The organism is Streptomyces daliensis, from assembly GCF_054782395.1.
This window is the reverse complement of sequence record NZ_BAAGSO010000005.1, coordinates 19,021-44,648: the sequence shown is the minus strand read 5'-3', so window position 1 is coordinate 44,648 and position 25,628 is coordinate 19,021. Positions and strand designations below refer to the sequence as shown.

Sequence of the window (25,628 nt, the reverse complement as noted above, 5' to 3'; positions counted from 1 at the left end):
GTCAGGTTATTGCTCCAGGCTGCTCACGCGGCCGGGGATTCCCGGGCCGCGCACCGATCGGAGAGTGAGCCGCCATGACCGCAGAAGTGAACGCCCCCGCGCCGAAGGCCCCCGCGCCGCAGGACCACAGGGCGGACCCGCGCCCCCTGTACGCGCGGACCTCGGCCCGGCTCGCCGAGCTGATCGCGGCCGTGCCGAGGGAGCGGATGGTGGCCCCGACCCCGTGCGAGGAGTTCGACGTACGGGCGCTGATCGCGCACCTCGTGGAGGGCATGCACGGCGTCGCCCTCGTCGCGGAGGGCGGGACCAAGGGCGCCGCCGTCTCCGCAGCCCCGGCCGACGACGGGGACGCCGCCGCCTGGGCGGCCGAGTACGAGAAGGCCAGCGCGCTGGCGCTCGCCGCCTGGGAGGACGACGCGAAGCTGGACGCCCCCATGACCGTGCCCTGGGGCACGGTGCCGGGCCGTGCCGCGCTCGCGGGCTTCGTCATGGAGAATGTCACCCACATCTGGGACCTGGCGCAGGCCCTGGACACGGAGATCGGACTCGACCCCGGGCCGGGGGAGTTCGCGCTCGCCGTCGCCCGCCTGGCCGTGGGCGAGGAGCGCAGGGGAGAGGGCGTCCCGTTCGGCCCGGTGCGCGAGGTGCCCGAGGGCGCCGACGTCTACGGGCAGTTGGCTGCCTGGCTCGGACGGCGCACGGACTGGGCGGCGCGGAACCGCTGACCCCGCGCCAGTGCCGCTGCCCGTGCCGCCCGGCGAGGGCCGAGCCCGTATGAACGGTCCTCGGCCCTACCCCTCCAGCAGCCGCTGCCCCACGTACTCGCCCTTCCCCGGCCCGCCCGGCACCGCGAACAGGGCGCTGGCTTCGTGGCGGGTGAAGCGGGAGAGGGCGTCGCCTCGGTCGAGCTTGCGTTGCACCGGGACGAAGCCGCGCAGCGGGTCGGCCTGCCACGCGATGAACAGCAGTCCCGCGTCGGGCGCGCCGTCGTCGCGGAAGCCGTCGTGGTACGAGAAGGGACGGCGCAGCATCGCGGCGCCGCCGTTGGTGTCCGGGGAGGTGACGCGGACGTGCGCGTCGGCGGCGATCACGGGTGAGCCGTCGGCCGACCGCTTGTCCAGGTCGGGTTCCGTGTCCTCGGAGCCGCCCGTGAGCGGGGCGCCGTCGGACTTGCGGCGGCCGATGACGCGTTCCTGCTCGGCCAGGGACTTCTTGTCCCAGTCGTCGAGCAGCATGCGGATGCGGCGTACGACGGCGTACGAGCCGTGCGCCATCCACGCGGGCGTGCCGGAGGCGGGGACGAAGACGCGCGCGTCGAAGTCCTTCTCGCCGGGCTTGGGGTTGTTGGAGCCGTCGACCTGGCCCATGAGATTGCGGACCGTCATGGGGTGGGAGGTCGCGCCGGGGGAGCGGTTGAAGCCGTTCATCTGCCAGCGCAGCTTCGCCGTCTCCCCGGCCTCCCGCTGGAGCGCGCGCAGCGCGTGGAAGGCGACCAGCGCGTCGTTCGCGCCGATCTGCACCCACAGCTCGCCGTCCGAGCGGTCCTTGTCGAGCGCGTCGGCCGAGAACTCCGGCAGCGGTGCCAGCTCGGTCGGCAGCTGGTCCGTAAGTCCCGTACGGGAGAAGAAGGCGCGCCCGAAACCGAAGGTCACGGTGAGGGAGGAGGGGCCCGCGTCCAGGGCGATGCCCGTGTCCCGGCCGCCGCCCTGCGCCTCGCCCTCCATCAGCTCGCGCGCCGTCGCCGACCAGCGCCGCAGCAGCGCGGCGGCCTGCTTGCGCCCCGCGCCGGGCGCGAGGTCGAACGCGGCGAGATGGCCGTGCGCCTGCTGCGGGGTGAGGATGCCCGCCTGGTGGGTGCCGTGGAACGGCACCCGGGTGGCGCCGAGCGAGGTCAGCGCCGTGGGCGGCTCGTCCCGTACGGCGGCGCTCGCGACCGCGCCGCCGGTCGCGCCGACCGCCAGCCCCGCCGCGCCGACGGTGCCCAGCAGGCGGCGGCGGGAGACGGCACGGGGTTCGAGCGGTTCGTGGTCGTGCTGGGTCATGAGGTGCGGGCCTTCGGGTGCGGGTCGGTACGGGGAGCGGTAAGGGGTTCGGTGGGCGCCGGGTGTGCGGCGGTCCTGGTGGGCCTGGCGGTGCGGGTGGGCCTGGCGGTGCGGAACGTACGCGTCCGGCTCATCCCACCCTCACCGTCCTGTTCTCGGTCACCTGGTCGATGTCCGACGTACGGACGGTTACGGCCACCTTCCAGCGTCCCGCCATGGGCAACTGGACCCCGGTGGCGGCCCAGTGGCCGTTCTCGCCCGCCACCGGTTCCAGGGTGACGGGGATCGGGCCGATGTCCTTGGCGGGCAGCGTGAGGGCGACCTTCACCTCGGGGACGGACAGGGGCGTCCCCTCCGGGTCGGTGGTGAGGAGGTGGAGGGTGTTGTCGCCCGTACGGCCCGGGTCGAGCTGGAGGGAGGCGGTGCCCTTGCCGTGCTCGCCGCCCGTGTCGAACGGTACGTCGAGTTCGACGGGTCCGCCGCGCTCGGCCGGTGCCCCCGCCGAGCCGTTGCCCGCCGCGCGGGCCGCCTCTTCCGTACGGCCCGGCTCCGTGCCCGTCAGCACCGTCGTCACGGCGAGCAGCACGACGGCGATGCCCGCCTCGACGAGGACCGAGCGGCGCAGGCCCGCGCGTACGGGGTCGGCGTCGCGCGTCTTCTTGCGGCGGGCGGCGTCCATGGCGGTGCGCTGACGGGCGAGTTGCGCGGCGCGCTTCGGGTCGGCGGGTTCCCCGTGGCCGGTGCCCGTCGCCTCGCCGGGGTTCTCGGAGGTTCCGGTTCCGGCGCCGGCGCCGGAACCGGCGCCGGTGCCCTCGCCCGGGGTTCCGGAGGTCCGGGTGGAGGTCTCGGCAGCACCCTTCCCCACGGCTGCGGGCTCGGGCCGCTCCCGCTCCCGCTCCGCAGGGTCCGCGTCCGTCTCCGTCGCCTCCGCCGTCTCTCCCAGCCTCGCCGTCCACCGTCGCGAGATCCAGGCGATGCCGACCAGCAGCGCCACGAGGCCCACCTTGACGATCAGGAGCTGCCCGTACGACGTACCGGTCAGCGCGCTCCAGGAACCGACCTGGCGCCAGGACTGGTAGAGCCCCGTCGCCGCGAGCACCGTCACGCTCCAGAACGCCAGCCGCGAGAAGCGCAGCACGGCGGCGCGCTCGATCGGCGGGCCCCAGTAGAGGCTGACCAGCAGTGCGGCGAGCCCGCCCAGCCAGGTGGCCACCGCGAGGAGGTGGACCACGTCGACGGGCATGGCCAGACCCGTCTGGATGCCGGTGGAGGCGTGCTCGGCCATGGCCCACGTCGCGCCGAGGCCGGCCGCCACCACCGTGCCGCCCAGGCCGAGGCCGAAGACGAGGTCACGCCGCGAGGAGCTGTCACGGTCGCGCGCGTACGCCCCGAACAGCACCGAGACGAACAGCGCCGAGGCCCCGAGCAGCAGCAGCCGCGAGACCAGCGCCGCTCCCGGCTTCGTCCCCACGGCGTCGCGCAGCCCGCCCAGGTCGAGCGCGTCCGCCAGCTCCCCCGACCCCGTATAAGGGGTGCGCAGGAACAGCATCAGCAGCGTGGCCGCCGTCAGCGTCACCCAGCCGGTGAGCACGAGCCGCTGCACGGGCCGCACCGTCGCGCCGCGCGGCCAGCACGCCAGGACGAAGGCGGCGCCGCCGATGAGCAGCACGAAGCCCGCGTAGGCGGCGTAGCGCCCGATCCCGTACAGCACCCCCACCGTGCCGCCCCCGGCGTCCGCGTTCTGCTCGGGCACGGCGGCGGTGGTCTCGGAGGGGGCGCCGATGGAGAAGGTGAACGCGCCGGAGACGGGGTGGCTGTCGGCGGAGACGGCCTGCCAGGCGACGGTGAACGTGCCGTCAGGCAACCCGGACTTGAGCCCGACGCCGCGCTTGACGGTGCTGCCCCCCGAGCCGCCGCCCGCGTCGTCGGCGCCGCCCAGGTCGCGCACCGTGCCCTCGTCGACCCGCTTGCCGCGCGGGTCCAGCACGCGGATCGAGCCGTCGGACATCGCGACGCCCTCGGAGAAGCTCAGCGTGACCTCTTCGGGCGCGCTGTCCACGACGGAGCCCTCGGCCGGACTGCTGCCCGTGAGCGCGGCGTGCGCCGAGGCGGGCGTGGCGGTGCCGAGCGCTACGGGCAGGCTCAGGAGCACGCCGAGCAGCAGGGTGAGCAGCACGGCTGGCAGGGTGACCGGCAGGGCGGCGGCCCGGCGCGCCCCCTTTCCCCGGCGCGTGCGGCCGGAGCATGAGCCGGGGCGGGTGTCGGTGAGCAGCACGCGTCAGTCCCTCATTTCCCGCTGGATTCTCCGCTGGACTTCCCGGTGGTCCCGTCCGGCACGTAGTTCGTGGACTCGACGGGCACCGAGACCTTCATGGCGCCGGACTTCTCGAAGCGCAGCGTCACGGACACCTTCTCGCCCTTGGCCGGCTTGCGTTCGAGGTCGAGGAACATCAGATGGTTCCCGCCCCTGCCGAGCGTCAGCTCGCCGTTCGCGGGCACCTTCAGCGACTTCACCCGCTCCATCTTCTGTCCGACGGTGCGGTGGATCTCGGCCTCCTTGCCGACGTCGCTGCTGACGGAGGTCAGCTTGTCGGCCTCGTCGCCGCTGTTGGTGACGGTGAGGAAGCCGCCCGCCATGGTGTCGGTGACGGGCTGCGGCATATAGGCGCCGCTGACCTTCAGTTCCGGTTTCGCTTCCGCCGCGCAGCCCGTGACGGCGAGGGCGAGGGTGAGCGCGAGGGCGCTCGTGCCCGCGAGGGCGGGGAGGCGGCGTACGGGGGTCACGGGGTCTGCGGCGCTCACGGGTTCTGCCCCTTGATGATCTTCGGAAGCTCCTTCTCCAGGATCTCCGGCGAGGTGTTGCCCTCGGTGTAGAGGACGTGGGCCTTGTCGTCCTTGGGCGAGAAGGCCACCACCTGCGCGCCGTGCGTCGAGACGATGTCGCCGTTCTTCTTCTTGTACGCGGGGTCGATGTTGATGCCGAGGCCGCGCGCGCCCGCCTGGATGGTGTCGAAGTCGCCGGTCAGGCCGGTGAACGACGGGTCCTGGGCGCGCAGCCAGCGGCCGAGTTCCTTCGGGGTGTCCCGCTCGGGATCGGAGGTGACGAAGACGACCTGGAGCTTCTTCTGCTCGTCCTTCGGCAGCTTCGACTTGGCGACGGCGATGTTGCTCATCGTCAGCGGGCAGACGTCGGGGCAGTGCGTGTAGCCGAAGTACAGCAGCACGGGCTTGCCCTTGGTCTTCTCGATCAGGTCGTACTCCTCGCCCTTGGTGTCGGTGAGGGTGAGGTCCGGCTTCTCGAAGGGGCGGTCGAGCACGACGCCGCCCTTCTTCTGCGGCTCGACGGAGGCGGCGGGTCCTTCGGCGGCCGAGTCCTTCGAGCCGTCGTCCGAGGAGCCGCAGCCCGCGAGGACGAGCACGGCGGCGGCGCAGGCCGCGGTGGCGGCGGCGAGGGCCCGCGGGCCGCGCCGCGTGCCGGTCGTGTGGGTGGTGCGCTTGCGCATGGGGGTCTTGGCTTTCCCTGGGGTGCGGGCGGTGCGGGCCCGGTACGCGTTCCGCCGCGTACGCGGGCCCGCACCGCTGGTCATCTCTGCGGTACGGGGCGGCCGGCTACGGCCCCGTGGTCACCGTTCCGGTTCCGGTACGGGTTCCGGTTCCTGTTTGGGCTCCGGCTCCGGCTCCGGTTCCGGCAGCCGCTGCGACGTGTCCGGTCACGCGGAACGCCTGCGTCCGGCGAGCACGCCGAAGGCGACGCCCGCGACACCGACGACGATCCCGACGACGCCGAGCACGCGCGCCGTCGTGTCCGTACCGCTCGCGTCGTCACCGGAGGCGGCGACCGACTCCTCGTCGTCCGCGTGCTTGCCGTCGTCTCCGCCGCCGTGGCCGTCCTCGTCCTCGGCGGCGGGCGTCAGCTTGAGGACGGGCGCCGGGTTCTCGGGCTCGGGCTGCCCCTCCTCCGGCTCCTCGATCCAGCGCACGACCTCCTTGTTGTCGTACGTCTGGAGCGCCTTGAAGACGAGCTGGTCCTCGTCCTCCGGGAGCTGTCCGAGGGAGACGGGGAACTGCTGGAACTGGCCGGGCTCGATCTTCCCGCCGGTCCAGGTCACCTTGGTGACGGCCTCCGTGATCTTCTCGCCGTGCATCTCGATCGGCTTGTCCAGCTTGGACTTGGTGACGTCCACGTCCCAGCCGGGCACCGGCTGCGGCATGACCGAGGCGAGCGGGTGGTCGGTGGGGAGGGTGACTTCGAGCTTGGTGGTCGAGGCGTTGTCGCGCTCGTTGGGCACCTTGAAGCTGACGGTGCCGAAGCCGCCTTGCTCGGCCTCCTGCGGATCGACGCTGACGTGCGCGGACGCGGGTCCGGCGCACAGGACGACGGCGGCGAGCGCTGAGACGGCGAGGGCGCCGACGGCCGCGACGTCGCGGCGTGAGGTCTTCATCTGTGGGTGCTCCCGACAGGGCAGGGCGGACCGGTCGTGGTCCGCGGACTGAGGTCGACGGACGCGTACGCGGACGCGGGCACACGCGGAGGCGGGCACGCGGCGGTACGCGAGGGATGGGAGGAAAAGGGGCACGGGGGCGCGGCGCGTCCAGGCGCACACGGCCACCCGCCCGGTCCCGCCCCTCCCCTCCTGTCTCGTTCCGGTCCGTTCCGGTGACCCGTACGGGAGCTGGAACTGGAACTGGAGCTGAAGCCGGAGCTGAGAGCTGGGGCGCGGTGCGTCGTGCGTCAGGCCGCGAGCGCGAACACGTCCGCCGTGCGCGGCGGCCCGCGCCGGTGCACGGAGTGCTGGAGGAGCGCCGAAGCGGGCGCGCTCTCGTCCCGCTCCCCCTCCGCGCGCGCCCACGCCGGGGCTTGGGGAAGCAGCCCGGCGCGCAGTGCCCGTACCCAGGCGAGCGCCGTACGCAGCGCCCGTACGGGAAGCAGCCGCGCCGCTGCGGGCGCCGCCGACTCGGCGGAGAGCCTGACCAGCCGCCACAGCGCGGCCTCACCGCGGCGCAGCAGCCAGCCGAGCGTGAGCGCGGCGAGCAGATGGCCCAGCAGCATGGGGCCGTCGAGCAGGGAGAGCGCTGCGCGCGCCGCGTCGCGCAGGCACTCTAGCGGGGTGCCGACAGCCGACCCGGCCGTCAGCGCGCTGCCCGCCGCTTCGGCGCCGCCGTGCCCGGCGTGCCCCGCGTGGCCCAGGTGCGCGGCGCCCGAGGCGCCCGCCTGCCCGGCCTGCTGGGTGAGGTGCCCCGCGGACAGCCCGGCGTCGGAGACGACGCGCCGTGCCTCGGACTCGCTCAGGGAACCGGCGGCGTGCTCGTTGCACAGCAGCTTCTCCGCCAGCGCCACCACACCGCCGCCGCTCCCGGCGCCCCCGCTCCCCTCCGCGCTCCCGGAAGAAGCGCGGGGGACGGGCTGCTGGCCGCAGGCGAAGAGGGTGTGCAGCGCGAGCTGTCCCACCGCCAGAAGCGCCGCGATGCCGGGCAGCGACCGCTCGCGCCCGGCGAGCGGCGCGGCCACGGCGAAGACGACGGCGCAGCCGAGGCCCAGCGACCAGAGGGGGACACCACCCCCGCCGACGAGGACGTGCCCGGCGGCGGACAGCGCGACGCAGACCGCGGTGAACACCGCGGCCCGCAGCAGTCTGAGATCCGCCCCGGCAGTCATGGCGGCGCCATCATCTCACCGGAGTGCTGCCGTGGACCCGGCAGGGTACGAAGGGTACGAAGGTGCTCCCGTGGCGATCTGCCGCTCATGTGGGTTCAGGGCCTCGTCCGAATGAGCGGCATCACGTCGACGACGCGCGTAGCGCGGGCCGGGCGCGGCAATACGTATCGGTATGGCCGGGGCGGCCTCGTGGCCAACCGTCGAGCCGTGGCCTGGGAGGTCGGGACATGAGCATGTGGTGGTCCCTCCAGCTGAGGCGCGAGGCGGCAAGTGTGCCGCTCGCCCGGAGGCTGCTGCTGGGCGCGATGGAGACGGCGGGGGTCGATCCGGAGATCTCCTACGACCTGTCACTCGCCCTCACCGAGGCGTGCGCCAACGCCGTCGAGCACGGTACGGGCGAGCACTGTACGGACGAACCCGGCGCCGGCGGGACCGGCCGCACGGGCGAGCACTCCGACGACGCGTACCGCGTCACCGCCTACCTCGACGGCGACCGCTGCCGTATCGAGGTGGCGGACACCGGCCCTGGATTCGGCCGTCGCGGGAAATCAGGGAAACCCGGGCCCCTGGACCGTGCCGCCGTGGACGCGGAGGACGGCCGGGGGCTCTTCCTCATCGAATCCCTGGCCGACCACGTCCGCTTCCGCGATCACGCGGACTGCGGCGGCGGCGCGGTCGTCAGCTTCGACAAGACGCTCAAGTGGCGCGGGGACCGGCGCTTCGGGGACGCGGGCGCGCTGCTGAAGGCGTCCTGAGCACCCGCCCCCCGCACCCGCACCCGCGACCGCGCCCGCCGCCCCCGTCCCCTCACTGGTCCCGGTAGCGCAGCAGCAGCATCGCCGCGTCGTCGTGCAGCGGCGCCCCGACGTGCGACTCCAGATCCTGGCGCACGGCGTCCAGCGCCGCCTCCGGATCGGGGTCCTTGAGCAGCTCGGAGCGGTGCTCCAGCGGATAGAAGGTGTTGCCGCGGTCGCGGGCCTCGCTGACGCCGTCCGTGTAGAAGAGCAACTGGTCGCCGGGCACGAACGGCACCCGGTGCGGCTGCGGCGCGGGCGCGCCGTGGATGCCGAGGCCGAGCGGCAGGGCGCGGTCCGGCGGTTCGGCGTAGTGGACGGTGCCGTCGGGCCGTATCACCAGGGGCGCCGGGTGCCCGTAGTTGAGCAGCACGGCGCGGTCGCGCTCGCGGACCTCGGCCAGGACGGCCGTCACGAACTTCTCCCCCAGCAGATGCCGGTCCAGCGCCCGTTCCAGGCGGTCGCCGACGGTGGCGAGGTCGGGTTCGTCGTAGGCGGCCTCCCGGAAGGCGTTGAGCACGACGGCCGCCGTCTCCACCGCCTCCAGGCCCTTGCCCTGCACGTCGCCGACGATGACCCGCACCCCGGCAGGGGAGGTCACCACCTCGTACAGGTCACCGCCGATGCGCGCCTCGGCCACCGCCGAGGTGTAGGAGACGGCGGCCCGCAGATGCCCGGCGCTGCGCGGCACGGGCCGCAGCAGCACCCGCTGCGCGACCTCCGCGATGGACCGGACGCTGGCCAGCTCGGCCTCGCGCCGCTGCCGCATCGCGGTGGCGACCAGGCCCGCCACCGCGACACCGGCGACGGAGATCAGCGTGGCGTAGCCGCGGCGCTCGCCGACCTGGCCGTTGTAGACGATGAGCGCGAAGGAGAGGCCGAGCGCGACGACGCCGATCGCGGCGGTGCGCCGCTTGCCGCCGATCAGCCCGGCGAAGGCGGGGCCCAGCGCCATCATCGGCGTCAGCCCGACCCCGGGGCCCGCCGTCATGTCGGCGACGACGATGACGGCCATGGCAAGGAAGGGGAACGCGGACAGCAGTCCGGGCCGGAACCGGGTGACCAACGTGTGCTCTTTTCCTTGTCCGTGACAGACGCCTTCAGGCTACGCAAAGCCCCGCTCCCGGTCCCCTCCTTATCGGGGCCGGGGCCCCGCCCCTCTCGGGGCCTGACCGACCGGCCCTGACCGGCCGGCCCTGGAGCGGCGCCTCACCGCCCGTGCGCGCGGCTCATGACCGCAGCCGCGCCATCCAGTCCTCGACGTCGGCGCTGGTGCGCGGCAGCGCGGCCGACAGATTGCGGTTGCCGTCCTCCGTGACGAGGATGTCGTCCTCGATGCGGACGCCGATGCCGCGGTACTCCTCGGGGACGGTGAGGTCGTCGGCCTGGAAGTACAGGCCGGGCTCCACCGTCAGGCACATGCCCGGCTCCAGGGTGCCGTCCGCGTAGGTCTCGCGGCGGGCGGCGGCGCAGTCGTGCACGTCCATGCCGAGCATGTGGCCCGTCCCGTGCAGGGTCCAGCGGCGCTGGAGGCCCAGCTCCAGGACCTTCTCGACGTCGTACTCCAGCAGACCCCACTCGACCAGCTTCGTCGCGAGGACACGCTGTGCCGCGTGGTGGAAGTCCAGATACCCGGCGCCGGGGCGCACCGCGGCGATGCCCGCCTCCTGGGCCTCGTACACCGCGTCGTAGATCTTGCGCTGGAAGTCGGTGTAGCGGCCGTTGACGGGGAGCGTGCGGGTGACGTCGGCGGTGTAGAGGGTGTGGGTCTCCACGCCCGCGTCCAGCAGGAGCAGGTCGCCCGAGCGGACCGGGCCGTCGTTGCGCACCCAGTGCAGGGTGGTGGCGTGCGGGCCAGCGGCGCAGATGGAGCCGTAGCCGATGTCGTTGCCCTCGACGCGGGCGCGCAGGAAGAACGTTCCCTCGATGTACCGCTCCGAGGTGGCCTCGGCCCGGTCCAGGACCTTCACGACGTCCTCGAAGCCGCGCGCGGTGGAATCGCACGCCTTCTGGAGCTCGCCGATCTCGAACGCGTCCTTGACCAGCCGCAGCTCGGAGAGGAAGACCCGCAGCTCCTCGTCGCGCTCCGCCGTCACCTTGTCCGTCAGCGCCGCCTCGACCCCCGCGTCGTGGCCGCGCACGACGCGGACGGGCCCGGTGGCGGCGCGCAGCACGTCGGCGACGGTGCGGACGTCCTCGCAGGGCATCCCGTAGAGCTGCGCCGCCTCGCCGAGGCTGTTGCGGCGGCCGACCCACAGCTCGCCCTGGCCGTCGAGCCAGAACTCGCCGTTCTCGCGGTCGGAGCGGGGGAGGAGGTAGAGCGTGGCGTCGTGGCCGCCCCGCTCGGCGGGCTCCATGACGAGGACGCCGTCCTCGGTCTGGTCACCGGTGAGGTAGGCGTACTCGACGGCGGAGCGGAAGGCGTACTCCGTGTCGTTGGAACGCGTCTTGAGGTTGCCTGACGGGATCACCAGCCGCTCGCCGGGGAAGCGCTCGGAGAGGCGGGCGCGGCGCTCGGCTGTGCGCTCCGCCTGGGGCACGGGCTCCAGGTCACGCAGCTCCGTGTCGGCCCAGCCGGTCTTCATGTTCTCGGCCAGCTCGTCCGAGACGCCCGAGTACAGGCCGTTCTTCCGCTGCTTGATCGCCTGTTCGTCGGCGGCGTCCGCCACGTCTGCCTCCTCTGGATGGTGTAAGACCGCCTTCCATCGTATGGGCGAGCGGAGGCTGGTCCAGGGCCGCGCACCTGTGACGTTTCCGGCAGAGAACGGCGCGGCGGGTCAATGGGGGCAGCGGGGGGACAGTGAGGGCAACGGGGGCAGTGGGGGCCAGCGAGGGGCAGCGGGGGCAGCGGGGTCAGAATCGGGCGGCCAGCAGGACGACGTCCTCCGGGTGGTCCTTTTGGTCGGCGAGCCCGTCGGGCAGCACCGTGCGCAGCACATGCTCCGTCAGCGCCTCCGGCTCCGTGCGCACCACGGGAGGCGCGCAGGCGACGGCAGCGTGCAGCCGGGCGAGGGCCCGGTCCATGGGGGCGCCCGTGCGGTGCAGCAGCCCGTCGCTGTAGAGGAGCAGCGTCTCGCCCTCGCGCGGGAACAGCTCGGCGCTGGGCGCCTCCCAGCAGGCGAGCATGCCCAGCGGCGCCGAGAGCGTGGTCTCGACGAACTCCGTGCGCGCGGGCCCCACGAGCAGCGGCGGACAGTGCCCGGCCCCGGCGACGGTCACCTTGCGCGAGGCGGGTTCCGCGTACGCGAACAGCGCCGTCGCCGAGCGCGCCGGCTCCGTCAGCCGCAGCAGCAGCTCCAGATCGGAGAGGACCGCGACGGGATCCTCGCCCTCCATCACCGCGTACGCGCGCAGGGAGGCCCGCAGCCTGGCCATCGCCGCCATCGCGCCGGGCCCGCTCCCGCTGACCCCGCCGACGGCGAGTCCGAGGGCGCCCTCGGGCAGCGGCAGCGCGTCGTACCAGTCGCCGCCGCCGCGCGGTCCGCTCCTGTGCCGCACGGCCAGCCGCACGCCGGGCACGCGCGGGAGCCTGCTGGGCAGCAGCTCCTCGCGCAGCGCGGCCACGTCGTGGCGGGCGCGGTCCAGGTCGAGGTGGTGGGCCAGGTGTTCGGCCGCCTGCCGCAGATAGCGGCCGAGGAGGTGGCGCTGCCGCTCCGTGGGGCGCGCGGGCTCGTCGTAGAGCCAGACGGCCGCGGCGATGCGGCCCGCGAGCCCGGTGGCGAGGGGGACGGCGTAGCTCGCGGCGCACCCGAGGCGCGCGGCGACCTCGCGGTGACGGGGGTCGAGCGCGCGGTCCGCGGCGATGTCGGGGTGGACGATCTCAGGGCTCGGCGCGTGCCCGGTTCCGGGGGCAGGGGCGACGGGGGCCGACGTGGATGCGGACGCGGACGCGGGTGCGGATACGGAACCGTCCGCGCCGGGGGTGTGCGTGCCGGGAGCGTGCGGTGCGTGTCCCGTGCGACGGTGCATACCGGCGACGGTTCCGGAGGCGGTGCGCGTGGAGCCGCCCGGCATGGCGGGGAGGTCGTCTGCGAGTCCGTCGAGGAGGCGGGCGTGGGAGGCGGAGCCGCGCGGGACGGTCTCGATGTGGCCGAGGTCGGCGCGCCCGAGACCGAGTCCGACGGTGCGCTCGGGCCCCGCGCGCTCCGACGCCTCGAGCGCGATCATCCCGCGCCGCGCCCCGACCAGGGCGGCTCCGGCGCGGAGCACTTCGTGGAGCGCGTCATCGAGGGTCGCGGTGCGCGCGAGCCGTTCGGTGAGTTCGTGGAGCGACGTCAGATCGGTGAGGGACTCGGCCATGCGGTCCTGAGCGGCGGCGAGGGGCTCCACAGGGGGGCCGCCCGGAGCGGGCGCAGTCTGCGACGGCGGAGAAATTGCGGGTTGGATTCCGGCCACTTTCGGTGACCTCGGGGGGCTCATGCGCCCGGGCTTTCACAGCAGTTCATTTCTCTCAATAGCATCGCAAACCCCCATGTCATGCTGCTCCGCTATCAATGGTTCCAGATGTACACGGCTCGATGTCGGGATGTCCAGCATTGTCCTTACGAGGCCGATGGTGTCCATGTGACGCCGATGACTTCACGCGGGCAGGCCGGTAGTGTTCGAGGTTGGCGGAAAACAGCCCCTGTGAAGCGATATTTGCTGTCGACTGGGGGTCATTCCGCAAACCCACACGCACCAACGTCTCTTGAGGCTGCTGGTCGGGAGGGTTGGCGCGGCTGTCGCGGGTACGGAACCCGGTGGGAACACTCAGCGTCTATAGATGCGGTGGCCATGACCCACCCCCGTACTGGCGGGAAAGCATCACGCAGGACAGGCGCAGTTCAAGCAGCACCACGCACGAGTGGCGGTACGGAGCGCAAGCGCCAGGCGCACGCCACCCCCCGCCATGTTCCACGCTCGGCCTACGGCATGATGCGCTGTTCTCTACGCGCAGTCACTGAAGATCTACGTGGTGTGATGGGCTAGACGATCTCTGACGAGACGACCCCTTGGCGTTTACGGAAAGGAACGAGCGCATATGCGCGAGATCCTCGGAAGGCGACGCATGACCCGGTCAACGCTGCGCAACGCGGCGCTCACCTGTGCCACCCAGTGGCACTGGCCCGTCGTCCCTGGCGCGGCCCTCCCGTCCTCCCCGTCCCCCGCCCCGTCCAAACGCCAGTCCGAACAGGACCTTCCGGAAGGCGGTCCCGCGACCTCCCCGGCACCGGTGCCGGCACCGGCCTGTTCCTGTCCCGACCCCGAGTGCGCGGTCCCGGGTGCCCACCCCTTCGACCCTGTACTGCTGGCGGCGACGACCGACGCGCGCATGGTGCGCTGGTGGTGGACCAACCGGCCCATGGCCCCCCTGATCCTTGCCACGGGCGGCAGCGCGCCGTGCGCGCTCAGCCTCCCGGCAGCGGCGGGGGTCCAGGCCCTGGCGGACTTCGACCGGCTGGGGGTGCGCGTCGGCCCCGTCGCCGCGACGCTGACCCGCTTCTCGTTCCTGGTCGAGCCGTACGAACTGGAGGAACTGGGCGAACTGCTCTACGCGCACGACTGGGTGCCCAGTTCGCTGCGCTTCCACGGCGAGGGCGGCTATGTCGCACTGCCCCCCTCGCCCACGGGTGCCGGTCAGGTCCGCTGGGAGCGGGAGCCCGAAAGCGCGCGCGCCGGGCGCGCGGCAGGACGCGCTGAACGCCGTGCGGGCGGCACGGCGGGCGGCGGTGCTCCGTGGCTGCCGCGGATGGAGACCCTGCTCGACGTGCTCGTCGAGGCGAGCGCGACGGCCCCGGACACGGGCAGCAGGCTCGCGTACTGAGCGCCGCGTGCGGCGTCGTGAGGTGTGACGTCGCCAAGTGTGACGTCGTGAGCGGGTGACGGCCCTCGCGGGCACGTCGCGTACGCGACACGGGAAATGAAGGGCTCGCGCCGACGGCGCGAGCCCTTCACTCGTACGGGTTGGAGCGGCCCTGTCTTGTACGGGAAACGGGCGTTCGCCGTCCGGAGTGGCCCCGTCTGCCCCGATATCTTCGCCCTACCGTCCCCGCGTTCCCGGCCCTCTCAGTGGCCGGCCGCTTCGTCCCGGGCGTTTCCGTCGTCCGTCCCCGTGAGTCGCAGGTGGGTCCCGTCATGCATGAGCCGCAGCAGTGCGCCAGCCAGCAGCGTGGCGCGCGCCTCCGTCTGATCGCGCTGGCGAGCACGGTGGCGCTCGCCGCAGCGCTGCCCCTCGCGGCGGCGACGGCGGGCCCCGCGCCGTCCTCGGGGGCGTCGTCCTCCGGCGACCCCGAGGTGTCCGCTCCCCCGTCGTCGCCCCCGGACGCCTCCCCCGCGTCCCTCTCGTCGTCGCGTACGCCCGCGCGCGGTGCGGGGGAGCCCGATGGTGCGCGGGGCGCTCAGGGAGGCGCTCAGCGGCCCGGAGGGGACGTGGACGGTGCGGGGGAGAGCGCGGGAGAGGAGACGGTGACGGAGTGCGGGCCCGAACTCGCCTCGCCCGACGGCGTGGAGGCCCAGACCTGTGTCGTCTCCGAGGGCGGTGAGATCTGGGCCCGCTCGTACTACAGGAACGCCACCAACGGGCCCCTCAGCGGAGTGCTCACCCTCATGCGGCCCGACGGAAGCTCCGTCCAGGTGCCCTGCGAACTGGACGGAGCCTCCGACGAGCCCGGCATCTGCGAGACGCCCCGTGAGCGGACGCGCGAGGGCGTGCGCGACGCGAGGGGCGCGGAGCGCGCGGGGAAGCGTGGTCGCGAAGGCGGGGGTCCGGCGTACTCGGCGGTGCTGGAGATCGGCTCGCCCGACGGGGAGCGGCTGCTGCTGCGCTCCGGGAGCAACTCGTCGGCGCCGTAAGGAAGTTGAACCACGAACGGGGTTCCGGGCAGCAAAGAACCCGGTCGCTGGCGACGGGGGATGCACCAGCGACCGGGCTCCTAAAAAGGTAACAAGAGATCGGCTGTTCGCAAATTCGATCGCGCAGATCCGGACGCCGATTTACCTGTGAGTATGGGCAGTTCGGACCCCAATGTGACGCGAGTCACGGTCACATTTTCTCCGCAGGACCGTTGCGGAACTCTCAATTCCTCGTCAGCTCAGAGTGACCTGACGGTTGGCGAGCCCGCTGCGCGCCTTGCGCTCGTCGGCGGTCAGCGGGGCCGTCGACTCGAGCGCCTCGGCCAGCCTCTCCGCGAACGCCGCCGCGGGCTTCTCGCAGTCTTCCGAGGTCATGGAGCTGGGGAGGTCCCAGACGGGCACCGTGAGGCCGTGCGCGCGGAACGAGCCGACCAGCCGGGTGTCGTCTCCCAGCGACGATCCGCCCGCCGCGTGCAGCCGCGCGAGTGCGTCGAGAAGCCGCTCCTCGGGGTGCGTCATCACCCAGCGCAGATGATTCTTCTCCGGCGTCTCGCACCAGTAGGCCCCCTCGACGCCGCTCAGCCGGGCCGTCGGGATGGCGGCTGAATTGGCACGCTCCAGAGAGGCCGCGACCTCACCCGTGGCCGCCTGCTCGGCGTCCTCCACCCAGAACTCGAAGCCGCTGTGCACCTCGGGCGCGAACGGAGCCTCCAAGTCCAGAAGGTCCTGGAGCCGCGGCCCGTCCGGCGCGGGGCGCCCCGTGTCGACGGGCGAACCCGGCTCGGCGGCCAGCGCGCGCTGGAGGGTGTCGGCGAGGTCGCGGCTGATGTCGCCGGACGCCGTGTCGTTCTGGAGGCCGAGCAGCACCTCGCCGTTGTCACGGCGCAGCGCGGGCCACGCCATGGGCAGCACCGTCGCCAGCTTCACCACGGGCACGCCCTCCGGCAGCCCGTCCTTGAGGGTCAGTTCCACCGTCGCGGCGGGCACCAGCTCGCGCAGCGCCACCCAGTCGGCCTCGCCGGGAAGCCCCTCGAAGGGGCGGTGGACCAGTTCGGTCACGGCGTGGGCCGCTGCCCTCCCGTGACACGCCTTGTATCGGCGGCCCGAGCCGCATGGACACGGTTCGCGCGCGCCGACGACGGGCACCTCCCCGTCGACGAGCTGCGGCGTCGCTGCCTTGGTCTGCGGTCGGCGCTTCTTGGCCATGGCGTGCGGTTCTCCAGGTCTGCGGACGGACGGTTCGAAGTGTCGCCGCGAGCCTAGCCGCTGAGCCCTCCCGTACTCCGGCAGGACGTGTCGGGCGCCGGGTGCCGGGCCCGAGGGGGAGGGGGTGGGGCGGGGCTGTGCGCACGCACCGTGTCCGCGCGGGGCCGCACGAGGCCGCGCCGGGAGGGGCGGGGCGCGTCGGAGAGGGGGATTCGCGCCGGGAGGGTGCGCGGTACGGGCGACGGTGAGCGACGGCGCGCGTGGACACGGCGACCGTCGCTCCCGGTGCGGCTCGCCCGGTGCTCCCCTAGCGCAGCTCGTCGATCGAGGCCAGGTCGAACCCGAGGCTGTCGGCGAAGCCGTTGCCGTTGCCGCTGTCGTAGCCGTCGCCGAACCCGTTCTCGGAGGCCAGCACGGCCCAGACGGTCACGCCCTTGGCCTCGTCGCCGTCACCCATGCCGTCGGGCAGTTCGTGGACCTCTTCGTCGACACCCCAGTCACGGGCGAGGGCCGTGATGATGGCGAGGCCCCTGCCACCACGCGCCGTCACCGACGGAGTGGCTGGAAGTGGTCGGGTCGGACCGCCACCATCCGTGACGGAGACGGTGAGTTCGCCCTTTGTGTCGCGGCTCCAGGCCGCGCGGATGCACTGGTCCTCGCTCAGCGGCCGTGCGTGCCGGCACGCATTGCTGAGCAGTTCGGAAAGAATGAGCACCGCGTCTTCCACGACCGGATCCGGCGCACCGCTCGCGAGTAGTTCCTCGCGCATTCTGCGCCGCGCCGCTCCCACGCCCGCCGGACCATGGAGCACGGCCATGGTCGACGAAGTAGGCACCTCCTGTGCCACCACCAACGCCACCCCCGAGACCTCCTTTGCCCCACGCCAGTGGGATGAATGCCCCCATGAAGTGGATCGGAAACCGGCCATCCATAGTCTCTTGACGCATTCGCAACGATCGAATACGGAGCGAATGCGCCGGTGCACTCCAGGTGAGTGCGGGATGAAACTCTTCGCGGCACATGGGGTCACGTGCGGAAAGTGCCCGGGAATTCCGCACTCACGCATACGCCCGCGGCGCGGGCTCAGCCCGGGTCCCGGGCCCCGGCCTCGGCGAGCTGGGCCAGCACCCGCTGCGGACGGTTGGTGATCACCGCGTCCACGCCGAGCCGTACGCACAGCTCCACGTCCCCCGGCTCGTTCACCGTCCATACGTGCACCTCGTTGCCCGCGCGGTGCGCGCGTTCCACGTACTCCGGGTGCGCGCGCAGGATGCGGATGCTGGGCCCGGCGATCCGCACCCCGGGCGGCAGCCTGCCGTCCCTGTGCCGCGGCAGCAGCAGTTGCATCAGGAACACGGTCGGAATGTGCGGCGCCGCCGATCGCACCCGGTGCAGGGAGCGGGCGGAAAAGCTCATGATCCGTACGGGCGAGGTCACGGGCGAGCGCGCCAGCAGCGCCAGCAGCCGCTCCTCGACGTGGCCCGCCCAGCGCGTCGGGTGCTTCGTCTCGATCGCCAGCCCCACCGGGCGCGGCGCCTCGGCCACGAGCCGCAGCAGCCGCTCCAGCGTCAGTACGGAGGTGCGCTCGGAGTCCTCGCTGTCCGGGGACTCGTACTGGTCGGTGCCGGGGCCGCCCTTCCAGGAGCCGAAGTCGAGCGCGGCCAACTCGGCCAGCTCCAGCGCCGATACGGCGCCCCGGCCGTTGGACACCCGGTTCACACGGCGGTCGTGCACACAGACGAGATGGCCGTCGGCGGTGAGCCGTACGTCGCACTCCAGCGCGTCCGCGCCCTCCTCGATGGCCTTGCGGTAGGCGGCGAGGGTGTGTTCCGGTGCCTCGTCGGACGCGCCGCGGTGCGCGATGACGGAGATCGGGCGGGAAGGAGAGGCCCGTGACCCCGGGCGGATCTCATAGCTCACCGGGTTATCGTGCCACCGGGACCCGGATGGCTGCCCCGTGGGCCCGCTGCGGATGCGCTCAGTACGTGTGGCGTAAAGGATGACAGTCCACAGGCGCGCGACGACTTACGCCCGTCTGACACGCCATGGGAAAGGCTGTGTACGGATACCCGAATACATGAACCTCCGTCCCTGCGATGTCGTGTACCTGAGGAGAGAGTTGTGAGCACCGAGAACGAGGGAGCTGCCGTCACACCGGCGGTGGGGCCGACACCCACGCCCCCTGCGGTGCCGGACAGGGATTCCGAAGAGAGGACAGAGAGGACGACCGACCTCCAGGGGGCCGCCGCCCAGGCGTCGGCGGCTCCGGGCCCCGCCGAGTCCTCCGGCGGCAGCGGCGGCAGCGGCGGCACGGGCGGTACCGGCGCCGCGCGTGCGGATGCCGCGCCCGGCGTGCCCGGCACGCCTCCGCTCCCCGCCTCCGCGCCCACCGTCGCGGACGGAGCGGGGCAGGGCGGCCCCGTCATGAGCAAGCCCGAGCCAGACGCCACGCCTCCCCCTCCCCAGCAGCCCCCGGCCGCGCCGATGGGGCACGCGCCGCCGCCGCCCGTTCCCGGCTCGCCCGGAGCGCCTGGCGCGCCCGGCGTCGGGGACACCGCGCAGTGGGGCGCGGGCAGCGGCATGCCGCCGTACGGAGGCGGTCCGGGTGGCCCAGGGGGCCCCGGCCCCGGTGGTCCGGGCGGGCCCGGCGGCCCTGGTGACCCGCACAACCCGTGGGCTGCCCCGCCCGCGCCCGATCCGGGCAGGAAGCGGCGCTCCGGCGGTCTGATCGCCGCGGCCATCGCGGTGGCGCTCGTCGCGGGCGGCATCGGCGGCGGCCTCGGCTTCGTGGCGGCGGAGCGCGGTGACGGCGGGGGCTCCACCACCATCTCCTCGGACTCGGATCCGAAGACGCTCAACCGCTCTCCGAAGTCCGTCGCGGGCATAGCCTCCAAGGCGCTGCCCAGCGTCGTGACGATCAACGCCGCGGGCGGCAGCGAGGAAGGCACGGGCACCGGCTTCGTCTACGACAAGCAGGGCCACATCCTCACCAACAACCACGTGGTGGCCAGCGCGGCAAACGGCGGCAAGCTGACGGCCACGTTCTCCGACGGCAAGAAGTATTCGGCCGAGGTCGTGGGCAAGGCCCAGGGCTATGACATCGCGGTCCTCAAGCTCAAGAACGCGGACGACCGCAAGCTGAACCCGCTGCCGCTCGGCAAGTCCAACGAGGTGCAGGTCGGCGATGCCACGATCGCCATCGGCGCCCCCTTCGGCCTCTCCGGCACGGTCACGACGGGCATCGTCAGCGCCAAGAACCGCCCCGTGGCCTCCAGCGACGGCCAGAGCAGCAGCGCGTCGTACATGAGCGCCATCCAGACGGACGCGTCCATCAACCCCGGCAACTCCGGCGGCCCGCTGCTGAACGCGGAGGGCGCGGTCATCGGCGTCAACTCCGCCATTCAGCCCAGCGGCGGCGGGGGCGGCATGGGCGGCGAGTCGCAGTCCGGCAGCATCGGCCTGGGCTTCGCCATCCCCGTGAACCAGGCACAGCGCGTCGCGGGCCAGCTCCTCAAGACCGGTGAGCCCGTCTATCCGGTCATCGGTGCCACGGTCGAGCTGAGCGAGAGCGGCGACGGCGCGACGATCGCCGATCAGGGCGAGGGCGGCTCCGCCGCCATCCCCGAGGGCGGCCCGGCGGACAAGGCCGGTCTGAAGTCCGGCGATGTGATCACCAAGCTGAACGACACGGTCATAGACAGCGGCCCGACGCTGATCGGCACCATCTGGACCCACGAGCCGGGCGAGACGGTCAAGCTGACCTACAAGCGCGGCGGCCAGGAGCACACGGTGGACGTCACGCTCGGTTCGAAGAAGGGCGACGACTAGCGGATCGGGATCGCCGCACACCGCGTCGTGCCGCCGCTTCCGCCCCGCCCCTGCTTGGGGGCGGGGCGGAAGCGGGGCCTGCTCGCGCGCCCGCACCTCCCTGCCCGGAACCTGGCCGGGCGCCCTGGCGGAAATCCCTCACTCCCCAACTCCCGTGAAACAAGGTGGTGTTGACAGGTTTCGAGGAGGGCGGCAGCCTTGAGAACTGTTGAGTCCAACAGGACAGGAGGGACAAGAGTGAGAACTCTCGCAACCCCCGAACAGGCCGAACGCGACTCCCAACTCCCCGTCGACATGGTCATGCCCGACCTTGATCTGACGGAATTCATGACCGACGGTCCGCCGAAACCCAAGGTGCGGCACGACGGTCGGCCCGACGTCATATGGACCGAAGAAGTCAAGTGGGTGTAGCCGAGCCCAGCGGATGCTGACCGGCACCTCAGAAGCGTGGGGCCAGGCGGTGGATCATCTCATCGCCTACCTCCCGCGCTCGATCACGCACTGGGTCATCGTTCACGAGCCGGCCGCGCAGGAGCGGATCGCCGAGGCGGTCCGGGAGCGGCTGGATTCCACGGAAACGATTGTCTTGGGGGAAACGCCTCCCGAGAAGGCAGAGGAAATCGCCCTCCGCTACAAGAAAACTCCCGACGTCGGCTTCCTCGGCTTCCATGTGAAGCGGGCGACAGTGGCCCGTCGTTTCCCTGAATACAAGGACACGATGGAGCACTTCGCCGACTGGCGGGTCACGCGGCTGAAGCTCCTCGTCGACGTATGGGACGAGAATTTCGCCGCCCTGTTCGCGGAGGACCCGCACGCCGTTCTGGAACGCTGCAACGATATCCAGGAAGCGCTTCAGGGCAGTTCGGAACTGGTCTATCAGGGACCGGAACAACCGGGTCCGAAGGGTTCCGAGGACTCCGCGAAGCCCTCCAGCCGAGTCGTCTTCGACTGCTCGGGCAGCGAATGGGTCTCGTACAGCGGTCTCGAAGCGGACGACTACGTACTGCCCAGCGGTGAAGTCGCCTGCCTCCCCCGGTCAGCGGACGGCGAACTCGCCGTCGAGGGCTGGGTGATCGGCACGGTCCCGTTCGGCCGCAAGTACGGGGCCGTACGGCCGGGCGATCTGACGCTGACGTTCGACAAGGGCCAGATCGTCGGCGTGTCCGGCAACAGGAAGCCGCTCTGCGCGGACCTCGAGGAGGCTCTCACGAGGCTGCCGGGGCTGCGGCAGGTCGGCGAACTCGGGGTCGGCCAGTCCCGCGCGGTGATCGCGGCGGCGCGGGCGCACGAGGCGGCGTACCACTGGACCGAGCGCCACTTCGGTATCCACATCGGCCTGGGCGCGGAGCTGCCCGAGACCGCGGAGTCCGACGGGGCACGCAGCACGAACCACCACCTCGACATCATCCTCTCCTCCGGCACCCTGACCTCCGGCCACGACCGCCTCCTGACCTGGTGACCGGGCCTGCGAAGGGCCCCTGAACGGGCACGTCGGCCGATGGCCGGCCATCGGCAACGGCGCATGACGGCCGGGGCACCCCCTGAGCGGGCGACCCGGCCGCCACGCCTCCCGCCACCGGATACGGGCCACCGGTCCGCTCCTCCTCACCGAGCCGCTACCCTGGTCGGGCGCTGCTCCTGACGGGGGTGGCGCGGGGAGGTGTGCCCGAGCGGCCGAAGGGAACGGTCTTGAAAACCGTCGTGAGGTGATCCCTCACCGTGGGTTCAAATCCCACCGCCTCCGCACAGGTGAACGAAGTAGCAGGTCACAAGGGCCGCCCGGTCTCGCCGGGCGGCCCTTCGTGCGGTCGGCCTGTCTCACCCCGTTCCCGTCTGTCTCAGTCCTGACCAGCGCGTGCGGCCAACCTGCGGCCAAGAAATGCGGTGATCACGACGCTCTCTCGTCGCTCTCTTCCTGCTCCGCGAAGCCCTGATCGATCAGCTCGTTCATGCGGGCTTCCTCGCCGTCCAGCACCTTCGCGTAGTAGCGCTGAAGAACGGCGATGCTCTGTCCGGCCCGCCGCGCGACCTCAGCGAGGCTCACCCCGGACCGGAGCCAGAAGGACACGCACGCGTGCCGCAGGTCGTACGGGATCTGCGCCAGCGGTGAGGCCGCCTGCTCCGGGGTCAGAGCACGCTTTCGCGCCTCTTTCCAGACCGCGCCGTACTCCTGCGACCTGACCGGCCCGCCGCGAACAGCCGAGAAGAGCCTCCCGTCTTCCCCCGTTCCGAAGCGGTCGATGTGGGCCCGAAGCAGGGCCACCAGTACCGGCGGGATCGGAACGGGCCGCACTGCTCGGCGCGGCCGGTGCTTCAGCCCGCGCTCCTCGTACGGCTTGCCGTCGTCGGTCCATGCGGAGCCGACCTGGGGACGCGCCCCCGCCAGATCCAGGCGACCCCAGCCCTCGTCAGGGAGGGTGCACTGAGACCTACTGAGCACGGAGACCTCTTCCGGGCGCATCGCCGCGTAGTACATGCAGCCGAAGAAGGCTTCCAGATGCTCACCCCGTGGTCCTTGCTCACGTACGGCGACCAGGAGCGAACGGGCCTGGGCTGGTGTGGCGACGCTGCGTTCGTCCAGCTCCTCAACCGCCTTGGGCGTCTCCCAGTGCACGCGCAGCAGAGGGTTACTGGGCAGCAGCTCCCGCTCGACGGCGATGCGGAGGCAGTTGCTCAGCACGGCCCGGCGACGCTTCACCGTGTTTGCCGCTGCCGCCTTGCCGTCCAGGCGCTTCGCCAAGGCGTCCAGTACTGATCGCATTCGCTGAGCACTGTCGAGGTTGTTGAGGGGCGGTGAGTGCTTGGCCACCCACCTGAGAGCTGCTGCCTCGTCGTGCGGCGGGTCGGTCTTGCGCCGCCCGGCGTTGAAAGCCCACTGATACAGCGCCCGGCGAAGCAGTGCCTCGTCCGGTCGCCCCTTTGCCTCCGGGCAGAGCGCCACTGTGGCCAGGGTCAGGCTCTCGGCGATGCTGGCCCGGTGTTTGGCCGCAGCCCCGGGCCACTTCATGTCCACGTAGTGCCGAGCGTGCTCGTACCAGGTGGTGCGGTTCAGCCTGCGCAGCTCGCTCACGGGAAGACCGGTCTCCACGTCGAATGCCTCGCCGCTGCGAGCGGCTGTCAGCAGTTCGGATCGGCGGGCCTCGGCCAGGGTCTTCGTGACGAACGGTTCCTGAAACTCCTCTCCGTCCACGAACCAGCGAATTTGGTACGGCGCGCTCTTGCTGTTCCGCCGACGCACGTTCCAGAAGCGCACGTCATACGACTGCATATCTCTCCCACAGAAGATGGGGCCCGCCGTTCGACGGGCCCCATTGGTCGTTCGGTTGTTGGTCAGGCGGCTGCGTCTCCGCAGGAGTCCCACCAAGCGTCCAGGTCAGCGCGACGCACGCGGAGCTGGCCGTTGGGGAGCTTGTGGAGCTTGGGGGCTTGGCCGCGAGCGCGCATGCGGTAGAAGGCGGCGCGGCTCATCTCGATCTCTTCGAGGACTTCGGGGAGCTTGAGCATCTGGCGAGTGCGGGGCATGTCATACCTCCTTCTCCGGGGCGGGCGGCTGCACGGTCAGGTAGAGGCGTACGAGACGACTCGGGGGTCGGTTGGGGTAGGGGTGGCTGATTTCCAGTACGTCGAGGACGGTGGCGATGGTCTCGGCGATGCGTCGGCACTCGTCCTCGGTGCCTTGGAGGCGGATGCGCATGTGTCCGTGGACCCTTCTGGGAAATCCGCCACGTCCGCCACGCCGCCACAGCGCAGGTCAGAGGCGTGCTTGCGTGGCGGATGGCGGATCTGTGGCGGATAGGAGCCGCCACGCCGGGGCGCTGCGGTGCCCTGGCGTCGCTCGGCTGCGGGGCTGGTCAGCGCACGAGAGTCAGCGGGTGCGTGTCGGCTCCCGCCGGTGCGTGGCGGGACTCGGACGGGGTCTCCGCCACGGGTTCACCATCGCTGACCTGCGGTGTGGCGGACGTGGCGGATGTTGCGGACTTCTCAGGGGGAGGGGGGCAGTAGCGCGCCCAGGCATCCGCCAGGTCTTCCGCGTAGTAGCCCTTCGGGAAGCCCGAGGGCGTGCGAATGCCCCGGGGCTTGATGGGCTTGTTGGCGGGGGTGACGTACTGCCCGAGCAGCTTGGCCAGACTGCGCGGGCTGAGCGGCTTGTCGTCCAGGTCGGCCCATGGCGCGTCGTCCATGCCCAGCAGGCATTCGAGGATGACGGCGGTAGGCATGCGGTCGGCCCCGCAGAACACGGAATCGCGCAGATCAGTGAGGAGCCGGATGCCGAGGGAAGCTTCGTCGCCGTCCTGAGCGGCGGTCACCAGCTCCAGGCAGGCGGCGCGGCCTCGCGCGGGCCACTCCCCGCCAGCGGCATCCGCGACCGCGAGCAGCGGTTCCCACACGTCGGCGGGTCGGTCGGAGACGCCTTCGGGCATCTCCGGCCAGGCGTCGGCCACTTGGTCGCGCACCTGGTCCGCCCACTGCGCGAGCTGGTCCCGGAGCGCGTGCCCCTGCTTCTCGTGGAGACGCAGGCGGTAGGGCTCCACCTTTTCGTTGGGGGCCCGCTTGCGCATGCGGATGATGATCGAGCGAGTCAGGATCGTGTCGGGAAGCGAGCCGAGCCCCGCCATGGCGACCGCGCAGAAAGAGGAGAACCACCCGGCGGTCTGGTTGGCACCGTCCCCGACGCAGCGCAGCGACTTCGCTCCCCGCCGGTAGCCGGAGTTGAGGAAGCCGCGAACCGGCTCGTTGTCCCCGGCCTTCGGACCGAAGACGGTGTCGATCTCATCGAAGAGGAGCGTCGGCGTGCCCTCGGTTCCTTCGACCAGCCGGAAGAGGGCGTTGGCGGACGCGTTCACGAGAATCTCGGCCTGGGGAGTGAGCGTTTCTACGATCTCCAGGGCACGGGACTTCCCGGACCCGGGTTCAGGCGAGAGGAAGGCCAGGCGCGCTGTGCCGTCGAAGGCGTCGATCAGGTGGGCGTGCGCGTCCCACAGGGCTACGGCCACGTAGGCGGCGTCAGTCGGGAAGACGTTGAAGCGGCGGTGGAAGTGTTCGACCTCTGCGAGCAGCGCGGCCCCGTCGATGGCGCTGGGTGGGGGTGTGTTCATGCGGCGCTCCTGCGGTCGGTTGCCGTCGTGATCGGCGGAGGGCCGGTGCACGCGGCGCGGTGGGTGGTGTAGGTGTCGATGAGCGCGAGCACGTCGGCTCGGCCTCGGGCGTGCCATAGCTCCCCGCACGGGCACAGCGCGGTCGCGGAGGGGACCGCCCGATACGAGGGCGGCG

General features: G+C 72.2%; 23 protein-coding genes and 1 tRNA gene. 8 read left to right on the top strand and 16 right to left on the bottom strand.

Going from position 1 to position 25,628, the window contains the following annotated elements; translation table 11 throughout:
* Positions 1-74: 74 nt before the first annotated feature.
* The gene (locus ACYVOO_RS00945; protein WP_461013753.1) at positions 75-725 is read left to right on the top strand and encodes a TIGR03086 family metal-binding protein; all 651 of its coding nucleotides are present in this window, start codon (positions 75-77) and stop codon (positions 723-725) included.
* 66 nt (positions 726-791) lie between these two features.
* Here ACYVOO_RS00945 and efeB read toward each other — a convergent pair whose 3' ends face one another.
* The 6 genes from efeB to ACYVOO_RS00915 all read right to left on the bottom strand — a co-directional run bounded on the left by efeB (position 792) and on the right by ACYVOO_RS00915 (position 7,698).
* Positions 792-2,042, bottom strand: coding sequence for an iron uptake transporter deferrochelatase/peroxidase subunit (gene efeB, locus ACYVOO_RS00940; RefSeq protein ID WP_461013752.1), 1,251 nt, complete (start codon positions 2,040-2,042; stop codon positions 792-794).
* Between the two features lie 130 nt (positions 2,043-2,172).
* The gene (locus ACYVOO_RS00935; protein ID WP_461013854.1) at positions 2,173-4,227 is read right to left on the bottom strand and encodes a copper resistance protein CopC; all 2,055 of its coding nucleotides are present in this window, start codon (positions 4,225-4,227) and stop codon (positions 2,173-2,175) included.
* 101 nt (positions 4,228-4,328) lie between these two features.
* A complete protein-coding gene (locus ACYVOO_RS00930; RefSeq protein WP_461013751.1) occupies positions 4,329-4,844 on the bottom strand; it encodes a copper chaperone PCu(A)C in 516 nt (171 codons plus the stop codon).
* A complete protein-coding gene (locus tag ACYVOO_RS00925; protein WP_461013750.1) occupies positions 4,841-5,545 on the bottom strand; it encodes an SCO family protein in 705 nt (234 codons plus the stop codon). Before ACYVOO_RS00925 ends, ACYVOO_RS00930 begins: the two co-directional genes overlap by 4 nt.
* A 207-nt stretch (positions 5,546-5,752) precedes the next feature.
* Positions 5,753-6,484 (bottom strand): YcnI family copper-binding membrane protein, encoded by a 732-nt coding sequence (locus tag ACYVOO_RS00920; RefSeq protein WP_461013749.1) that lies wholly within the window; start codon positions 6,482-6,484, stop codon positions 5,753-5,755.
* Between the two features lie 290 nt (positions 6,485-6,774).
* A complete protein-coding gene (locus ACYVOO_RS00915; RefSeq protein ID WP_461013748.1) occupies positions 6,775-7,698 on the bottom strand; it encodes a hypothetical protein in 924 nt (307 codons plus the stop codon).
* 227 nt (positions 7,699-7,925) lie between these two features.
* Here ACYVOO_RS00915 and ACYVOO_RS00910 point away from each other — a divergent pair, with 227 nt between their 5' ends.
* Positions 7,926-8,453 (top strand): ATP-binding protein, encoded by a 528-nt coding sequence (locus ACYVOO_RS00910; protein ID WP_461013747.1) that lies wholly within the window; start codon positions 7,926-7,928, stop codon positions 8,451-8,453.
* A 52-nt stretch (positions 8,454-8,505) separates the two neighbouring features.
* Here the strand turns inward: ACYVOO_RS00910 and ACYVOO_RS00905 are convergent, their stop codons facing one another.
* The 3 genes from ACYVOO_RS00905 to ACYVOO_RS00895 form a co-directional block, all read right to left on the bottom strand.
* The gene (locus ACYVOO_RS00905) at positions 8,506-9,507 is read right to left on the bottom strand and encodes a PP2C family protein-serine/threonine phosphatase (protein ID WP_461013853.1); all 1,002 of its coding nucleotides are present in this window, start codon (positions 9,505-9,507) and stop codon (positions 8,506-8,508) included.
* A 214-nt stretch (positions 9,508-9,721) separates the two neighbouring features.
* A complete protein-coding gene (locus ACYVOO_RS00900; protein ID WP_461013746.1) occupies positions 9,722-11,161 on the bottom strand; it encodes an aminopeptidase P family protein in 1,440 nt (479 codons plus the stop codon).
* 184 nt (positions 11,162-11,345) lie between these two features.
* On the bottom strand, positions 11,346-12,791 hold the full coding sequence (locus tag ACYVOO_RS00895) for a PP2C family protein-serine/threonine phosphatase (RefSeq protein ID WP_461013745.1): 1,446 nt from the start codon (positions 12,789-12,791) through the stop codon (positions 11,346-11,348).
* A gap of 721 nt (positions 12,792-13,512) precedes the next feature.
* Here ACYVOO_RS00895 and ACYVOO_RS00890 point away from each other — a divergent pair.
* Positions 13,513-14,295: a bifunctional DNA primase/polymerase gene (locus ACYVOO_RS00890; RefSeq protein ID WP_461013744.1), complete on the top strand. Its 783-nt coding sequence runs from the start codon at positions 13,513-13,515 to the stop codon at positions 14,293-14,295.
* Between the two features lie 311 nt (positions 14,296-14,606).
* Positions 14,607-15,323, top strand: a complete 717-nt coding sequence (locus ACYVOO_RS00885; protein ID WP_461013743.1) for a hypothetical protein — start codon at positions 14,607-14,609, stop codon at positions 15,321-15,323.
* Between the two features lie 234 nt (positions 15,324-15,557).
* Here the strand turns inward: ACYVOO_RS00885 and ACYVOO_RS00880 are convergent, their stop codons facing one another.
* From ACYVOO_RS00880 to ACYVOO_RS00870, 3 genes are all read right to left on the bottom strand, one after another.
* Positions 15,558-16,529, bottom strand: coding sequence for a DUF5926 family protein (locus ACYVOO_RS00880; RefSeq protein WP_461013742.1), 972 nt, complete (start codon positions 16,527-16,529; stop codon positions 15,558-15,560).
* Positions 16,530-16,836: 307 nt separating this feature from the next.
* Positions 16,837-17,346 (bottom strand): ATP-binding protein, encoded by a 510-nt coding sequence (locus ACYVOO_RS00875; RefSeq protein WP_461013741.1) that lies wholly within the window; start codon positions 17,344-17,346, stop codon positions 16,837-16,839.
* A 266-nt stretch (positions 17,347-17,612) separates the two neighbouring features.
* Complete coding sequence (locus ACYVOO_RS00870) at positions 17,613-18,449, bottom strand: glycerophosphodiester phosphodiesterase (protein ID WP_461013740.1); 837 nt, start codon at positions 18,447-18,449, stop codon at positions 17,613-17,615.
* Between the two features lie 201 nt (positions 18,450-18,650).
* Here ACYVOO_RS00870 and ACYVOO_RS00865 point away from each other — a divergent pair, with 201 nt between their 5' ends.
* The 4 genes from ACYVOO_RS00865 (at position 18,651) to ACYVOO_RS00850 (ending at position 22,101) form a co-directional block, all read left to right on the top strand.
* Positions 18,651-20,357 carry a S1C family serine protease gene (locus ACYVOO_RS00865; RefSeq protein ID WP_461013739.1) on the top strand — a complete coding sequence of 569 codons (1,707 nt, stop codon included), beginning with the start codon at positions 18,651-18,653 and terminating at the stop codon, positions 20,355-20,357.
* 237 nt (positions 20,358-20,594) lie between these two features.
* Positions 20,595-20,768, top strand: a complete 174-nt coding sequence (locus tag ACYVOO_RS00860) for a hypothetical protein (protein WP_206969986.1) — start codon at positions 20,595-20,597, stop codon at positions 20,766-20,768.
* A 49-nt stretch (positions 20,769-20,817) separates the two neighbouring features.
* Entirely contained in the window at positions 20,818-21,816 is a 999-nt protein-coding gene (locus tag ACYVOO_RS00855; protein ID WP_461013738.1) for a hypothetical protein, read from the top strand.
* Positions 21,817-22,013: 197 nt separating this feature from the next.
* Positions 22,014-22,101 (top strand) — tRNA-Ser (locus ACYVOO_RS00850).
* A 144-nt stretch (positions 22,102-22,245) separates the two neighbouring features.
* Here ACYVOO_RS00850 and ACYVOO_RS00845 read toward each other — a convergent pair.
* The 4 genes from ACYVOO_RS00845 to ACYVOO_RS00830 form a co-directional block, all read right to left on the bottom strand.
* Positions 22,246-23,610, bottom strand: coding sequence for a tyrosine-type recombinase/integrase (locus tag ACYVOO_RS00845; RefSeq protein WP_461013737.1), 1,365 nt, complete (start codon positions 23,608-23,610; stop codon positions 22,246-22,248).
* 77 nt (positions 23,611-23,687) lie between these two features.
* Positions 23,688-23,879 (bottom strand): helix-turn-helix transcriptional regulator, encoded by a 192-nt coding sequence (locus ACYVOO_RS00840; RefSeq protein ID WP_461013736.1) that lies wholly within the window; start codon positions 23,877-23,879, stop codon positions 23,688-23,690.
* 1 nt (position 23,880) lies between these two features.
* Entirely contained in the window at positions 23,881-24,051 is a 171-nt protein-coding gene (locus tag ACYVOO_RS00835) for a hypothetical protein (protein WP_461013735.1), read from the bottom strand.
* Positions 24,052-24,208: 157 nt separating this feature from the next.
* Positions 24,209-25,453 (bottom strand): DUF3631 domain-containing protein, encoded by a 1,245-nt coding sequence (locus ACYVOO_RS00830; RefSeq protein ID WP_461013734.1) that lies wholly within the window; start codon positions 25,451-25,453, stop codon positions 24,209-24,211.
* Positions 25,454-25,628: the final 175 nt, after the last annotated feature.